Source organism: Nitrosomonas ureae (genome assembly GCF_900108305.1).
Lineage (GTDB): Bacteria > Pseudomonadota > Gammaproteobacteria > Burkholderiales > Nitrosomonadaceae > Nitrosomonas > Nitrosomonas ureae_B.
Window position 1 is genome coordinate 136482 of the sequence record NZ_FNUX01000005.1, and the last position, 14680, is coordinate 151161.

Consider the following 14680-nt stretch of genomic DNA (forward strand, 5'->3'; position numbering starts at 1 on the left):
CCGATAGTTAATTCACACTAAAATTTCTGTTGTTTGTAGCTAACGATAATCGTTGCAATTTTCTTGTTCAATCCCATCACGGGAGCAACCAGTATCTTTTTGCCATCAACATCCGATCTAACAGTAATTTTCTGCAAATTCAGAATTTCTCTAGGAAACAAATCCGTACCATTGGTTTCCTCCAATCGTTTGTCCGTTGAAACTAATAATTTTCCATCGTCATTTATTAACACGACACGCTCGGTATCCTTCATTTTGACGATTTCATTTAGATATTGATCTATCTGATCAATATTATTACGAATCAACTCACCGCGAACTGCCCAGGACAAAATCTGGCCAAAACGTTCTTCTTCTTTAATATATTGATGATCAGCATATTCACGGGCTTGCTGTGTAATCAACACACGCTCATGCTCAAGCTTCTTGGCCATGTCAGATTCTGCTTTACCGACGGCGATGATCTTCCAAGCAAAAATAACGACGATAATTCCAACCAGAATCACTGCATACTTACCTGGCAGTTGCATCGTCGGAACTTTAGCCAGCCATTCAAACTTGTCACTTAATTGTGAAAGCAAGTTATCGATTGGCGATTGTTGGCTCTGGTTTTGCTTGTTGTTAGCTGTCATGGATAACTCCTTGTGTTATTGGTAGCGAGGAATGCAAATTATCCACTAATCCTGGAGGAAGTAAAAGTGGCGGTATCAATTAACTAGCGGTTTTACACATGATTTGCTATTTTTACATCAGAACTGCAACACCATGCGTGGATATCGTTACTACTCAAAACAACTCGACTTGTATTTTGCTCTATAATAAGTGCTTCATGGTATTTTATATGGAAAACAAGGAATTTCAGCGACATAATGGATAATGATTCTGCAGCGAAAAAAGAAAACCACAAAAATACATGGTCCGGGCGTTTCACTGAACCGGTTTCCGCTCTTGTGGAACGTTATACCGCTTCTGTTGATTTTGATCAGCGTCTCGCCGAATATGATATCCAGGGATCGCTGGCTCATGCGCAAATGCTTGCAGAGCAGGGGATTATCAGCAATGAGGATTTTACGGCCATCCGGCATGGATTGTATCAAATCCGCGATGAAATCCGGCTGCATCAATTCACATGGTTACAGGAACTCGAGGATGTTCATTTAAATATCGAAAAACGCTTAACCGCTTTAGTCGGCGATGCTGGCAAGCGATTACACACCGGCCGCTCACGTAATGATCAGGTCGCTACCGATATTCGGTTATTTCTGCGCGCTTCGATTGATGAAATCACCAATCTGATCAAAGCCATGCAACTTGCCTTGTTGAACCTGGCGGAACAGCATATTCACACGATCATGCCTGGATTTACGCATCTTCAAGTTGCACAGCCTGTATCCTTCGGGCATCACCTGATGGCTTATTTTGAGATGCTGAAACGCGATTCTGAACGACTGAACGATTGCAGAAAGCGTGTGAATCAATTACCACTGGGTGCAGCCGCATTGGCTGGTACGAGCTATCCGATCAATCGCGAACGGGCGGCGCAATTGCTGAGTTTTGATAGCGTTTGCCAAAATTCCTTGGATGCAGTCTCGGATCGGGACTTTGCCATTGAATTTTGTGCCTGCGCAGCGTTGATCATGACGCATCTATCCCGTATGTCGGAAGAATTCATTTTATGGATGAATCCTGCATTCGGTTTTATCCAGCTCGCTGATCGATTTTGTACCGGCTCTTCGATCATGCCACAGAAAAAGAATCCAGATGTACCGGAACTGGTGCGTGGCAAAACCGGACGCGTCAACGGTCACTTAGTAGCGTTGTTGACATTGATGAAAGCACAGCCACTGGCTTATAACAAGGATAACCAGGAAGACAAAGAACCACTCTTTGATACAGTCGATACCTTGACAGATACGCTGCGGATTTACGCCGATATGCTCACCGGCGTGCAAGTGAACCAGCAAGTGATGCGCCAGTCGGCTTTGCGCGGTTATGCAACGGCTACCGACCTGGCCGATTACTTGACCAAAAAAGGCATTCCTTTTCGCGATGCACATGAAATTGTAGCGAAAACAGTGCAGTTTGCGGAACAAAAAGATTGCGATCTTAGCGATCTTGCGCTTGATGAGCTACAAAAATTTTCTCCACAAATCGAATCCGATATTTTCGCTGTCCTAACACTCGAAGGTTCGATGCAAAGCAGAAAGCACACCGGTGGCACAGCGCCTGAACAGGTGCGAATAGCCATTCAAGCAGCCAAAGCATGGTTAACTGCAGAAAATTTAAAACATGCAAGCATGGCATGAAATCAGCAGACAAATTTCCGCTGTCACGGATAGTTTCTTCGAGGTTAAAGAGGCCTATTCCATCGGTGGTGGCTGCATCAACCAGGCTTATTGTATTACAGACGGAAAACAACGCTATTTTGTCAAATTAAATACCCCTGGAAATTTAGCCATGTTTGAGGCCGAAGCCGTTGGTCTCGTGGAAATTCACCAATCACGCACTATACGTGTTCCAGTACCTGTCTGTTCCGGGCAAAACACTCATGCAGCATGGCTCATTCTGGAATATCTCGATATCAATAATGGCAAATACGGAAAAGCATCCGATCTGGGTCGACAACTTGCTGCAATGCATCGTACGACTTGTAGTCAATTTGGTTGGATTCGCGACAATACCATTGGAAAAAATCCACAAATCAATACGACTTCTTTAAATTGGGTTGAATTCTGGCGCATGCATCGTTTAGGCAATCAACTCGAACTGGCTAAAAACAATGGATTTAATGGAAAACTGCAAGAGCTTGGAGAGCAATTACTGGCGAATCTGGCGAAGCTTCTTCCAGACGCTTCGCCATTACCTTCATTATTGCACGGCGATCTCTGGAGCGGTAATTATGCTTATGATAAGACAGGAGAACCGGTGTTATTTGATCCCGCAGTATATTACGGCGACCGGGAGGCCGATATTGCCATGACTGAGCTTTTCGGTGGATTTCCAGCTGGTTTTTATTCTGCTTACCGCTGTGACTATCCCCTGGATTCCGGTTATAATATCAGGAAAGTAGTTTATAACCTGTATCATGTTCTTAATCATTTAAATCTGTTTGGCGGTGGCTATTGCTGCCAGGCCGAACAAATGATGAGTAAATTGCTTGCAGAAATTCGCTGATAAATTCAGAGTCACATTGCCCATACAAACCCCATCTTATTGTTCCAATGAATTATTTAAATTGCGATAATCACTCATGACCAAGTATGTCTTTGTGACAGGCGGTGTCGTTTCTTCGCTGGGTAAAGGAATTGCAGCTGCATCTCTCGCCGCACTGCTTGAGTCGCGGGGGCTCAAAGTGACTATGCTTAAGCTGGATCCTTATATCAATGTGGACCCGGGAACCATGAGCCCGTTTCAGCATGGTGAAGTGTTTGTCACCGAGGATGGCGCCGAAACAGATCTTGATTTGGGACATTATGAGCGTTTCATTACTACCCGTATGACTCGGCATAATAACTTTACTACCGGTCAAATCTACGAAAGTGTTATTCGCAAGGAGCGGCGTGGCGATTATCTTGGAGGTACTGTTCAGGTTATCCCCCATATTACGGATGAAATTAAGCGCTATATTCACGCCGGCGTGGGAGATGCACAAATTGCGATTATTGAAATTGGCGGTACGGTCGGTGATATTGAATCGCTCCCGTTTCTGGAAGCCATCAGGCAAATGGCCGTACAAAATCCGCGCATGGATACCTGCTTCATTCATCTTACCTTATTGCCTTATATCGGCTCGGCCGGTGAACTGAAAACCAAGCCAACTCAGCATTCGGTCAAGGAGTTACGCGAAATTGGGATTCAACCGGATGTTTTGCTGTGCCGCTCAGACCGTGAGCTGCCCAAGGATGAACGCCGAAAAATAGCGCTCTTTACCAATGTTCAGGAAGAAGCCGTGATATCCGCCGTCGATGTGGATAGCATTTATAAAATCCCGGGGTTACTGCATGCGCAGATGCTGGATGGAATTATCTGCCATAAATTGAATATTCTGGCCAAACCTGCAGATTTGAGTGTCTGGAACAACTTGGTATACGCGCTTGAGCACCCCAAACACGCGGTTACTATAGCTATCGTGGGTAAGTACGTTGATTTAACCGAATCTTATAAATCATTATCAGAGGCTTTGATTCATGCCGGCATCCATACTCACAGCCGAATTAACATCAATTACATTGATTCTGAAAATATTGAGACAGAAGGTACCAGTGGTTTGAGTGAAATGGATGCAATTCTGGTTCCCGGCGGATTTGGCAAACGTGGTGTCGAAGGTAAAATAATGGCCATCAACTTTGCCCGAACCAACCGCATACCGTATCTCGGCATTTGTTTAGGCATGCAATTGGCTGTAGTGGAATACGCACGTAACAAAACCGGCATGAAAGGTGCCCACAGCACTGAATTCAATCCCGATACGCCGTTCCCGGTTATCGGGCTGATTACCGAATGGCGGACTCGGGATGGGCAAATTGAAATACGTAATGAAAATTCCAATATTGGCGGAAGTATGCGGCTAGGAGGACAGGAATGTATCTTGAAGCAAGATACCCTCGCCTGGAAGACCTACGGCACGGATACAATTACCGAGCGTCACCGTCATCGGTATGAAGTTAATAATCTCTATATTCCTAGATTGGAAAAGGCCGGGCTTTGCATCAGCGGCTTTTCCAAGGAAGAGAATCTATGTGAAATGATAGAACTGCCTGAGGCTGAGCATCCCTGGTTCTTAGGTTGTCAATTTCATCCGGAATTTACTTCTACACCACGGCTAGGGCATGTACTATTCAAATCCTATGTTCAAGCAGCAATAAATTTTGCCAGCAAACATCAACTCTCCGGAGATGAAAAAATCCATGCATTACACAACAACTGACCAACTGTCGAAGCACAAAAAACTTAGAGCCAAGAAACAAAAAAGATAATCGACATTATCGATATATCATTGTAGTTGTAGTAGAAATCACAAGATCGCCATCAATTAATCAATAACAGTAAACGCAAATAACAGGAAAAATGTAGCATGAGTGCAATTGTAGAAGTCATCGCCCGTGAGATTCTGGATTCTCGCGGCAATCCAACTATTGAAGCAGATGTAATGCTGGAATCGGGAGTTTTAGGCCGCGCCTCGGTTCCATCCGGTGCATCTGTTGGAACCAAAGAAGCAATGGAGCTGCGCGATGGCGATGCACAACGCTATTCAGGAAAAGGCGTTCTTAAGGCGGTGAAAAATGTTAACACTGAAATCTCTGAGGCGCTAATGGGTTTAGATGCGATCGATCAAAGCTTCATTGATCAGACCTTGATTGATTTAGATGGATCGGAAAACAAATCCAGGCTTGGCGCCAACGCAATTCTGGCAGTATCGCTGGCGGTTGCCAAAGCAGCCGCCGAGGAATCAGGATTGCCGCTGTATCGTTATCTGGGTGGTGCTGCTTCAATGTCAATGCCCGTTCCGCTGATGAACCTGATTAATGGCGGTGCGCATGCCAATAATAATATCGATATGCAGGAATTTATGATTGTGCCGCTGGGAATCTCAAATTTCCATGATGCCATTCGTTGCGGCGCCGAAGTTTTTGGCACGCTCAAGAAGCTTATCAACAACAAAAATATGCCCACTACAGTGGGTGATGAAGGTGGGTTCGCACCTAACTTGGAAAACAATGAAGCAGCTTTGCAATTAATCGTAGAAGCAATTGATCAAGCAGGTTATCAACCTGGAAAAGATATTGCGATTGGTGTTGATTGCGCCAGCTCTGAATTTTTTCATGATGGCAAATACCATTTGTCTTCTGATGATTTGCACCTGACATCAGCGCAATTCGTTGATTATTTATTATCGTGGGTGGATAAATATCCCATCATCAGTATCGAGGATGGCATGAGCGAGCATGATTGGGATGGATGGAGATTATTAACTCAGAAAATGGGTGATTCAATTCAATTGGTTGGCGATGATATCTTTGTCACCAACGCAAGAATTCTACAGGAAGGGATCAAGCAAGGTATTGCTAATTCTATCTTAATCAAGGTAAATCAGATTGGCACATTAACAGAAACATTCGCGGCCATAGAGATGGCCAAATGTGCTGGTTACACCGCAGTCATCTCACATCGTTCAGGAGAAACCGAAGACACCACCATTGCCGATATCGCAGTAGCAGCCAATGCATTACAAATCAAAACTGGCTCACTATCTAGATCCGACCGTCTTGCTAAATACAATCAACTATTACGAATTGAAGAAAATTTAGGGGATACAGTAAAATATGCAGGCCGGAGCGCGTTTTATCAACTTAAATAATGAAGCCGTTGAGTTTCATACTGCTGGCGTTAATTTTTGCGACGCAATATTCATTGTGGATTGGTAAGGTAAGCTGGTTAAGAGTTTTTCAAGTGGATCAAGAGGTTGTCGCGGCACGTAAAAATAATTTACAGCTGCAGGTGCGCAATAACAAGCTAGAAGCCGAAGTCAATGACTTAAAACAAGGACTTGAAGCAATTGAAGAACGCGCCCGAAGCGATTTGGGTATGATCAAGAAAGGGGAAGTACTTTTCCAGATTGTCAGAAATGCGCAACCTCAGACTTCACAATCAGATATTGCACCATAAAATCTGCCAGGACTCTTGAGCGATCTGAGTACCCAATAATCTTTATAATCAGATGATCGTTATTCAGATGCTTGTCAATTATCCAATCTAGCTTTAGCTTAAATAAATTTTTCTTGAAAAAAGGCAAATAATTGACATATTACTTCTGTCAAATTAAATCTTATTGTGGAGCAAAAAATGAAAAGGATTTTTCTTTTTTTAATTACTAACCTGGCTATCATCGTTGTTCTTAGCATTTCCTTACGACTGTTGGGATTCGAAAGAATTTTGGATGAACAAGGTGCTGGCCTGGATATTAATTCATTATTATTGTTTGCGGCTGTATTCGGATTTGGTGGCTCCTTCATGTCGCTGGCGATGTCAAAATGGACAGCTAAACGTTTCACTGGCGCACAAGTCATTGAAACACCAAGAAACGCGCGAGAGCACTGGTTGGTATCTACCGTGCAGCGGCAAGCGAAGATTGCGGGTATTGGTATGCCAGAGGTAGCCATTTATGAGGCTCCTGATGTCAATGCCTTTGCCACAGGAATGTCAAAAGATGCTGCGCTGGTTGCCGTGAGCACTGGATTATTAAATACCATGAGCCAGGATGAAGCGGAGGCGGTCCTGGCGCACGAAGTCAGTCATATCGCAAATGGCGATATGGTCACATTGGCGTTAATACAAGGTGTCGTCAACACATTTGTAATCTTTTTATCACGCGTCATTGGACATACGATAGATCGCGCCGTATTTAAAACTGAAGAAGGCCACGGACCTGCTTTCTGGGTGACCACCATTATTGCTGAAATTGTTCTGGGTGTTCTGGCTAGTATCATTGTCATGTGGTTTAGCCGTCAACGCGAGTTTCGTGCCGATGCAGGCGGGGCCAACCTGGCAGGTAAAGTAAAAATGATTGCCGCACTTCGACGATTGCAACTAGCCCATGGGCAGGCCCATTTGCCCGATCAGCTAGCTGCTTTTGGTATTTCCGGAAGCAGTAATGGATTAACGAAGCTATTTATGTCGCATCCTCCGTTGGAGGAAAGAATTGCAGCACTTGAAGCGCAACAAAACGCTAAATTCTGACATTTGATGAAAAAATAAAGCCGCCATGCGAGTCGCATGGCGGCTTTATTTTTTATACAACTCGTTTTTCTATTATGCCGAGCTTTCTCGATTATTCGAGCATGATTGAAATAACCGATATCACACAAAAATATTCGTAATTCCCAAATACAGTTAAAAAGAAGCATTCCCTTTCTGCATTAATAACATTTCTTACGAAATTGGTTGTGCTATAAGATATTAATTAGTAAGAAGTCTCTCTCGAAAGGTCTTCCCAGATATAAGGTGGATTTACTGAAGGCTTTAATGGCATCCAGAAGGTTACCACATCCAATGCTCCAACAAGCGTTCGACCCACTGTATGCATGAGACCCATTGCCAATCCAACGGTAATGCCATATATCGGACCATCTCTTTGTCCCGTTAGCACAACATTCTTTGGCAGCTCCACCCACCCAGTAGCCATGTTTGCTATTCCGCTTACAAATCTCTCTCCCGAGGCATTAAAGTTACTACCAGAAGCAATTGCCTGAGACGAGAAAACAAAAGAAATCGCAATCACCAAAGATAATTTAACAATACTTCCCATCAAAGAATCTCCTTTATACAGTTTTAGAATTTATCAAATTTATGCCTTTAATGAGAATAAGCAAAAATTCCCTAGCAGTTTACCCTTTCGGAATTAATCATACAAATCAAGCTGAAATATATTGTGATTGATCCCCTTTTATATAACTAACGTTAAATCCCACAGAATAAATCTGTTTGTTATCGATCACCAACAAACACGATCGAATTTGCAATGTACGGTAACCAAATAACTTCTAACGAAAAAACGAAAACACATTGAATGTCGATAGCTATGTTTTTAGAAGAGCTAGATGCTGATTAATTCTATCCATCATATTCAGATTATGTCATTGAAAGGGAAGCATAACATGGAAGGGCTTATTGTTGAACCATCCAGAACTTATCAGAGGTTTTTATCATCTGCGATTGAATTGGGTGGATTGGGGACGAAACAGGTTTCAATTGGCAGCGAAGCGCTAATGTTACTGAGAAATCAACATTTTGACCTGGTATTTATTGCAATGCATTTACAAGATATGAATGCTTCCAAGTTTTCATGGCATCTTCGGGCTGATTTACATATCTGTCAAATACCGGTAGTTATGATCACTTCAAATGAAGACAAAGAATTATTGGATGAGGCATTTTCAGCAGGTGTAACAAAAATATTTGCCAAGCATGAACTCGACAAGATCACAAGTTATGCTGCGCAATTTTCCAATCAGAAATACAAAAAAGCAATATCTGGGCGTATCTTATACATAGAAGATAGTCAATCAGTTACTAATCAAACCTTAACTATACTTCGTGACAATGGATATACCGTCGACCGTTTCGCTAACGGCGAAGAAGGAATACGGGTATTTCAGAATAATGTATATGATTTAGTGCTCATTGATATATTGCTGAAAGGAAGATTAAACGGTCGTGGTACTGTAAAGGCCATCAGGCAGCTTGAGGATCAGAATAAGAATTATATCCCTTTGTTAATATTCTCAGTTCTTGACGATGTTGCAAGCAGAGTAGAATTGCTGCGTTTAGGAGCGAATGATTAGGTAATCCTCCCAGAATGGTATTAGCCACTTCCAGATCTTCTTCAGATAGTTCCTGATGTAGTATGGCTTGACCATAGTGACCTGATCTGGCTGATTTAATCTCGGCTTTCAAATCTTCCGTATCGATTTTATGTAGCGCAAGCTGTTAGGAAAAGTATCAAAGTTGCGAGTAGTAAGTAATGATATTTTTTCATGATGTTATCCTCGTGATTGAATTAGTCGCAACAGGCTTACTCGCCATCATCCAATGGGCCGTAGTTAGTCCAGTAGCCGGGGTAATGCAAGCCAAAATAGCGGCTATCTTCACTAAAACGATCACAGACATAGGCTGATGAGGCAAACTCACTCGTTGGAATCGGTAAGTTAAAAACTCAGTACCACCCACTAGTGTTCGACTCACCCCGTGCGCAACTCCTCGAATAACACCCCAATTCATGCCTACAAAAATATTTTGGTCATTGGTGATATTGATGATATTTTTCGGGATTTCGATAAATCCAAAAGCAATATTAGCCACACCCTGGCTTATCTTGTTGGTGAAACCTGTCAGATAGCTTTCTGCTCAGGCCGTTAATGTCATCATTATATTTAGGAAAGTTTAGCTAAATAAGCAGCATATCTAAGTCTAGTGATCTGTAAGTGGATAGATGAAACAAGATGATGTTTGCTCTTGATAATTATGCAGACTTTTCACTTTAAATTAATCGAACGATTTCACGCGCCAAATGATCATGATTGAGTCGCAGTAAAGGTAGATTACTCTTTTAACTTGATGCTGATTTGACCATCTGTGACTTGAATGTCTTCTACGCCTTCCGAGAAGGATTTCCAGAAACCTGGATCGACGCCAAATTCGCTGACGAGATCAATATTTTTTAATCCGCCCAGCCAAGCATTGGGGATGGGAACACCCATGATGCTGACACCTTTGAGGACAATAACCGGTTTATCATGCAGATAAGCCATTCCGATGCCGGCATTAAAGCGCAGTGTTTTGCCGCCCAGAACTGGAAAATCTTCTTCAAGCGGAATGAGCAGTTTTGCACTGATGAGGTTACTTGCAAGATCAATAGCCAGCTTTTGCGCAAGATCAGTATTTTTAGCAAGTAGTGCATTCAATTCGCGTTCTGTGAAAGTGATTTTGCGTGGCGCATTTTTTTCTGAATAGGGTTCAGGTTCCAGAAAGCCATCTTCATTGTCATTGATTTCATCACGTTCCTTTTTATGCCTGGGTCGTGCTGAAAATTCGAAGTCATAACCGATTGCCTTAAGTTTGTCTTGGAGTGTTCTTTCTTCCTTTGTGTCGAGTACAACGGGTGTAAATGCCGTTGTGAAAATGTAGGTCTTGAGTATCCAGTAGGTTCCGGCTATGGTGATTACAATGGTGAAGATAACAATGAGGAGTACATGAGTCCAGTGCATAGTAGAAGTCTTTTGATAAATGTTTTCAGTTGAATTCATGCGAGTGAGTATATCTGCTCAAAAGGGTTAGCCTTGCTTTTCGCATTGTATAGTAATAAAAAATAGTTTATACACCAGAAAAATTTTATGCTTAAATGGAAATGTATCATTTAAGCAGGCAAGTTACGCAATAAGTTGTTGCGATATTTTAGATACAAGCCGACCGATATTCTATTTGCATCAGAATGAATACATTGATAGGAGGGCATCAATCATGAAAAAGTTTATCGTCGAGTTTATTGGTGCTTTCAGTCCCGCAGTAGCGATCGGCGCCCCATTAATGGGCTTGATGAATTGGGAATTGGAGTAATATCTGGATTCATTTGGTCGCTTATTTTGTGGGCGGCGTAGTGGCAGAATTGGTTTTTAACATGATAAATCAGGGTGATAAATAGAAAGCCTGTAGCTTAATAAATTTGTAGGTAGAGATGTGTAAGCAGCATATTTCTACTATGTATTCGAATTTTAAATCAAGGGCTATATCATCAAACGGTTCTTAATTAAGGAGTAAATTATGAAAAGAATTAAATTATTAACTGTATATTCTTTATTAGGTGTCGCTATTTTCGTAGCTGCCAATTCTTATGCGGCCGACTTAAGTGATCTTACGGGAGCAACCGGTATTCTGCAGCAAGGCACGCAAGCTGGACAAGCTGCTACTGCGGCCGTGCCAAGCTCTACCACTGGGTTGACTGAGTTATTAATGCAACAATTAGGGGTGACACAACCGCAAGCAGAAGGTGGAGCAGGAGCGCTATTCCAATTAGCCAAATCTAAAATGTCGGCAGGTGATTTTACAGCCTTGGGTGATTCCGTTCCAGATATGCAAGGGTTACTAGCCGCCGCGCCTGTTGCAAACGCAGCTGGAAGCGGTAGTACGGCGGGCAACCTAGCAAGTATGGCAGGTAATTTGAGTGGAGCAGACGGAAATTTAGTTGGCTTAGCCAGCTCATTTCAACAGCTTGGCTTAGCACCTGATATGGTACAGAAGTTTATTCCAGTCGTTATGCAGTATGTTCAGGGTAATGGAGGTGGTGCAGTTGCGGGTGCACTTCAATCAGCACTAATGGGCGGAATGTAGTTATTACAGTGAAATCACCTGGTCAAATGAAACTGGACTGTCCAGTTTCATTTGACCAGGACACTTGTACTCTCACGTTCACAATCACATGGTGGGCGTGCTTTCCTTGCATGAAAGCTACTCTTGGATACATCAAGTACCCGACACATGAGCGCAACCGGATAGCTCAAAGCATCGACTCAATCAGGCCGTATCTCACCGCGATTCCTTGGCGAAATACGTCGCACACTTTTTTATGAAGTCACGCTCCATCTTCACTTCTGCTAATTCCCGTTTAACCCTGGATAGCTCTAATTCAAGTTCAGTCAGCGGCTTCTGATGTTTGCCTACTGCAGCGAGTTCTCCTCGTTTGTCAGCATAAACCCAGTTCTTTAGTGTCCCTCGAGGTAACGACAGTCGTTTTGCTGCCTCTACCACAGTCAATCCACTTTCTTTAAAAAACTTAACTGATTGCTCCAGAAATTCCTGACTATATTGGGTACGCGATAATTCCATCTTCATCCTCCATTTCATGCCTCCATTTTATGAAACTTTGGACTCCATGAAAATCGGCATACCTCAGATTAGAAACGCGGGTTTTCTCAGTGGCGTGCGTCCCTTCATGGGCAGCGTGGGCAATGCGATGGCTGAAAGTTTTTTTGCTACTTTGGAATGTGAAATGATCGACAGGCGTTCCTGGAGAGCCATACTGCAGATATTAGGAACTAATGGCTTCCCTTAGAGAAAAATGATTGTCTCCCCTATATACGTAAATTATTAATCTAATTACACTTATTCTAAATTTTAAAATCAATTCGAGGAGTGCCTATCATGAAAAAAACTACTAAATATTTTGTAATTACATCAATTTGTACTTTAATGATAATTTTTGCTTTTGGATTTATTGCTACAACAGTGGCTTCCTCTGCAGCAGAACAAAATGCAACATTAAGTTCCAGCAAAGCAGCTTATCATAATAAAATAACTGAAAAACAAGCAATACTGTCAAGTTAAGCCTTAAAGTGTGCAAAACTCTATAAAGTTAATCAATGTTCAATATTTACTCCAACTTACATTGCTCTAAGTTATTGTTAGGACAATGATTATTTGGTTATAAACTTATCATTCCCCGTGGTCTTTCCACGGGGGCCTATCTAATTAGTCTTTCCTTAAATACGCCGAACCAACTGATATCAAGCAATAATGCTGCGGTATGTATAATTCTGTCGACCTGGAATGTTAAGATTACTGCATATTTTTGGTTGGAATGGTGATAAAAATGCTAGCGCCCAGCAGCACGATTCATCAATTGAAATTTCTTGCGCAATGTTCGAACGCAGTATGGCATGCTCCGTGATCTGCCAAGTCATGATACAAGCGTTTCGCACTGTAAGTTCCCCGAGTACTAGATACTTCTCAATTTAAGGAAAACGTTTATAAACCCGTCCGAGTGGCGGGTTTTTTATTTATCAATAATTTATCAATATTGATAATTTGTGGTGACAAATTGGTGACATATTTCATTAAAAAGAAAAGCACTTAGGATTGCTAGTCTCTAAGTGATTGTTTTATTTGGTAGTTATTGCTAGATTCGAACGCGCGACCAACGGATTAAAAGAAGCAGTCACAGTGGAAGTTATGGTTTCAAAGTTGAAGAAGCGTAAATTCTTTTTTATTGCAAGTGTCTGGACCATCCAAAACCGAACCGAAAAGGGTATAAATTGCATTGCTATTAGTTTATTTTGATTGGAAACAATTCCATACCGCAATTTCAACTGAGCCGAACCCGAACGATTCCGAATCCAGTAGACGGAAAGCGAACACTGGCAAGGCAGAGCGGGAAAAAATCCCGGATTTGTCCCAAAACGACCCGAGGCGCAGCGCTGGGGATTGCCGATAGTGCAGCCATCCCCGCCCAGGAATCGCTCCAGAGCGGCCAACTATGGGCACGAGCGGGGCCGGTTTTCGCCAGCCCGACCCGCAATTTTCGCTCTTTTTTAAGTCGTGGTTGTCGTGGCCTCCCTGATTTTGATCGATGCGCTTTGAGCTGCCTCTTTCAATACCTTGGAAGACAGGTGAGAATAACGCTGCGTAACCACGCTCGTGCTATGACCAAATATCTGCTGTACTTCGTAAAGGGTACGGCCACTGTTGACCAGAAAGGACGCATACTGATGCCGCAGATCGTGCAAACGCAGATGTTTTAATCCTGCTTTCTTGCGCAGTCGCTGCCAGACCTTATGAATATTACGATAAGGCATGCCTGTCAGACGATTAATGAACAGATACTCAAACTGAACCACCCCGGGTTTATCGGAGACTCCATTTCTTGAGAGAATGGAGCTATGAATAAATCGATAAGATACTCACCTGAAATCCGTGAACGAGCAATTCGCATGGTTTTGGAACACCAAGCCGATTATGAATCCCAGTGGGCAGCCATCAAATCCATTGCCAGCAAGATCGGCTGTACTGCCGAGACACTGCGTACATGGGTGCGCCAGAATGAGTGTGATTCGGGTGTCCGCTTAGGTCAGAGCACCTCGGATCGGGAGCGGCTCATGTCTTTGGAGCGCGAGAACCGGGAACTGAAACGGGCTAATGAGATACTTCGCAAAGCAGCGGCTTTTTTCGCTCAGGCGGAACTCGACCGCCGACCAAAGTGATGGTTACTTTTATTGATCAACACCGCCGAGAGCACGGGGTCGAGTCGATCTGCCAGCAACTGCCGATTGCCCCCTCTACTTACTTTGCCCATAAGGCCCGTCAGGCAGAACCTGCTAAGCAATCTCTACGCCATCAGCGTGATCAATCACTG

General features: G+C 43.0%; 16 protein-coding genes, 1 pseudogene and 1 other annotated feature. Of the genes and pseudogenes, 11 read left to right on the plus strand and 6 right to left on the minus strand.

Annotated elements, in window-relative coordinates:
• Nucleotides 1-17: 17 nt before the first annotated feature.
• Nucleotides 18-632 (minus strand): hypothetical protein, encoded by a 615-nt coding sequence (locus tag C4S39_RS04890; protein WP_103965920.1) that lies wholly within the window; start codon nucleotides 630-632, stop codon nucleotides 18-20.
• 237 nt (nucleotides 633-869) lie between these two features.
• On the opposite strand from C4S39_RS04890, the gene argH reads away from it, so the two are divergent.
• The 6 genes from argH to htpX all read left to right on the plus strand — a co-directional run bounded on the left by argH (nucleotide 870) and on the right by htpX (nucleotide 7737).
• Nucleotides 870-2306: an argininosuccinate lyase gene (gene argH / locus C4S39_RS04895; protein WP_103965921.1), complete on the plus strand. Its 1437-nt coding sequence runs from the start codon at nucleotides 870-872 to the stop codon at nucleotides 2304-2306.
• Nucleotides 2290-3174 (plus strand): fructosamine kinase family protein, encoded by an 885-nt coding sequence (locus C4S39_RS04900; protein ID WP_103965922.1) that lies wholly within the window; start codon nucleotides 2290-2292, stop codon nucleotides 3172-3174. The genes argH and C4S39_RS04900 overlap by 17 nt, the downstream gene beginning before the upstream one ends.
• A 76-nt stretch (nucleotides 3175-3250) precedes the next feature.
• Nucleotides 3251-4927, plus strand: coding sequence for a CTP synthase (locus C4S39_RS04905; protein WP_103965923.1), 1677 nt, complete (start codon nucleotides 3251-3253; stop codon nucleotides 4925-4927).
• A 147-nt stretch (nucleotides 4928-5074) separates the two neighbouring features.
• Complete coding sequence (gene eno / locus C4S39_RS04910) at nucleotides 5075-6358, plus strand: phosphopyruvate hydratase (RefSeq protein WP_103965924.1); 1284 nt, start codon at nucleotides 5075-5077, stop codon at nucleotides 6356-6358.
• A complete protein-coding gene (gene ftsB / locus C4S39_RS04915) occupies nucleotides 6358-6666 on the plus strand; it encodes a cell division protein FtsB (RefSeq protein ID WP_103965925.1) in 309 nt (102 codons plus the stop codon). Before eno ends, ftsB begins: the two co-directional genes overlap by 1 nt.
• 177 nt (nucleotides 6667-6843) lie before the next feature.
• The gene (gene htpX, locus C4S39_RS04920; protein ID WP_103965926.1) at nucleotides 6844-7737 is read left to right on the plus strand and encodes a protease HtpX; all 894 of its coding nucleotides are present in this window, start codon (nucleotides 6844-6846) and stop codon (nucleotides 7735-7737) included.
• 223 nt (nucleotides 7738-7960) lie between these two features.
• On the opposite strand, the gene C4S39_RS04925 is transcribed toward htpX, so the two are convergent.
• On the minus strand, nucleotides 7961-8305 hold the full coding sequence (locus tag C4S39_RS04925; RefSeq protein ID WP_103965927.1) for an exosortase system-associated protein, TIGR04073 family: 345 nt from the start codon (nucleotides 8303-8305) through the stop codon (nucleotides 7961-7963).
• Between the two features lie 349 nt (nucleotides 8306-8654).
• On the opposite strand from C4S39_RS04925, the gene C4S39_RS04930 reads away from it, so the two are divergent.
• On the plus strand, nucleotides 8655-9341 hold the full coding sequence (locus C4S39_RS04930) for a response regulator (RefSeq protein ID WP_181023752.1): 687 nt from the start codon (nucleotides 8655-8657) through the stop codon (nucleotides 9339-9341).
• A 190-nt stretch (nucleotides 9342-9531) separates the two neighbouring features.
• On the opposite strand, the gene C4S39_RS04935 is transcribed toward C4S39_RS04930, so the two are convergent.
• The gene (locus C4S39_RS04935; RefSeq protein ID WP_308457303.1) at nucleotides 9532-9891 is read right to left on the minus strand and encodes an exosortase system-associated protein, TIGR04073 family; all 360 of its coding nucleotides are present in this window, start codon (nucleotides 9889-9891) and stop codon (nucleotides 9532-9534) included.
• A 206-nt stretch (nucleotides 9892-10097) separates the two neighbouring features.
• Nucleotides 10098-10802: an arginine N-succinyltransferase gene (locus C4S39_RS04940; protein ID WP_103965929.1), complete on the minus strand. Its 705-nt coding sequence runs from the start codon at nucleotides 10800-10802 to the stop codon at nucleotides 10098-10100.
• Between the two features lie 514 nt (nucleotides 10803-11316).
• Between C4S39_RS04940 and C4S39_RS04945 the strand changes: the two genes are divergently transcribed.
• On the plus strand, nucleotides 11317-11883 hold the full coding sequence (locus C4S39_RS04945; RefSeq protein WP_103965930.1) for a DUF2780 domain-containing protein: 567 nt from the start codon (nucleotides 11317-11319) through the stop codon (nucleotides 11881-11883).
• Between the two features lie 195 nt (nucleotides 11884-12078).
• Here the strand turns inward: C4S39_RS04945 and C4S39_RS04950 are convergent, their stop codons facing one another.
• Nucleotides 12079-12378, minus strand: coding sequence for a transposase (locus C4S39_RS04950; protein WP_181023753.1), 300 nt, complete (start codon nucleotides 12376-12378; stop codon nucleotides 12079-12081).
• Between the two features lie 46 nt (nucleotides 12379-12424).
• Here C4S39_RS04950 and C4S39_RS04955 point away from each other — a divergent pair, with 46 nt between their 5' ends.
• Nucleotides 12425-12604: a hypothetical protein gene (locus C4S39_RS04955; protein ID WP_181023756.1), complete on the plus strand. Its 180-nt coding sequence runs from the start codon at nucleotides 12425-12427 to the stop codon at nucleotides 12602-12604.
• Nucleotides 12605-12693: 89 nt separating this feature from the next.
• Nucleotides 12694-12876, plus strand: a complete 183-nt coding sequence (locus C4S39_RS04960; protein WP_103965933.1) for a hypothetical protein — start codon at nucleotides 12694-12696, stop codon at nucleotides 12874-12876.
• A gap of 983 nt (nucleotides 12877-13859) precedes the next feature.
• Here the strand turns inward: C4S39_RS04960 and C4S39_RS04970 are convergent.
• On the minus strand, nucleotides 13860-14165 hold the full coding sequence (locus tag C4S39_RS04970) for a tyrosine-type recombinase/integrase (RefSeq protein ID WP_219817915.1): 306 nt from the start codon (nucleotides 14163-14165) through the stop codon (nucleotides 13860-13862).
• Nucleotides 14166-14207: 42 nt separating this feature from the next.
• Here C4S39_RS04970 and C4S39_RS04975 point away from each other — a divergent pair.
• Nucleotides 14208-14680 (plus strand): annotated as a pseudogene (locus C4S39_RS04975) (transposase); the annotation flags it as partial.
• Nucleotides 14486-14602: a sequence feature (AL1L pseudoknot), on the plus strand. Its footprint overlaps the pseudogene before it by 117 nt.

Excerpts from the sequence above, each read along its gene's own strand:
- C4S39_RS04890 (WP_103965920.1), bottom strand. The coding sequence starts at position 632 with ATGACAGCTAACAACAAGCAAAACCAGAGCCAACAATCGCCAATCGAT.
- C4S39_RS04925 (WP_103965927.1), bottom strand. The coding sequence starts at position 8,305 with ATGGGAAGTATTGTTAAATTATCTTTGGTGATTGCGATTTCTTTTGTT.
- C4S39_RS04930 (WP_181023752.1), top strand. The coding sequence starts at position 8,655 with ATGGAAGGGCTTATTGTTGAACCATCCAGAACTTATCAGAGGTTTTTA.
- eno (WP_103965924.1), top strand. The coding sequence starts at position 5,075 with ATGAGTGCAATTGTAGAAGTCATCGCCCGTGAGATTCTGGATTCTCGC.
- ftsB (WP_103965925.1), top strand. The coding sequence starts at position 6,358 with ATGAAGCCGTTGAGTTTCATACTGCTGGCGTTAATTTTTGCGACGCAA.
- argH (WP_103965921.1), top strand. The coding sequence starts at position 870 with ATGGATAATGATTCTGCAGCGAAAAAAGAAAACCACAAAAATACATGG.
- C4S39_RS04950 (WP_181023753.1), bottom strand. The coding sequence starts at position 12,378 with ATGGAATTATCGCGTACCCAATATAGTCAGGAATTTCTGGAGCAATCA.
- C4S39_RS04945 (WP_103965930.1), top strand. The coding sequence starts at position 11,317 with ATGAAAAGAATTAAATTATTAACTGTATATTCTTTATTAGGTGTCGCT.
- C4S39_RS04960 (WP_103965933.1), top strand. The coding sequence starts at position 12,694 with ATGAAAAAAACTACTAAATATTTTGTAATTACATCAATTTGTACTTTA.
- C4S39_RS04905 (WP_103965923.1), top strand. The coding sequence starts at position 3,251 with ATGACCAAGTATGTCTTTGTGACAGGCGGTGTCGTTTCTTCGCTGGGT.
- htpX (WP_103965926.1), top strand. The coding sequence starts at position 6,844 with ATGAAAAGGATTTTTCTTTTTTTAATTACTAACCTGGCTATCATCGTT.
- C4S39_RS04955 (WP_181023756.1), top strand. The coding sequence starts at position 12,425 with ATGAAAATCGGCATACCTCAGATTAGAAACGCGGGTTTTCTCAGTGGC.
- C4S39_RS04900 (WP_103965922.1), top strand. The coding sequence starts at position 2,290 with ATGCAAGCATGGCATGAAATCAGCAGACAAATTTCCGCTGTCACGGAT.
- C4S39_RS04940 (WP_103965929.1), bottom strand. The coding sequence starts at position 10,802 with ATGAATTCAACTGAAAACATTTATCAAAAGACTTCTACTATGCACTGG.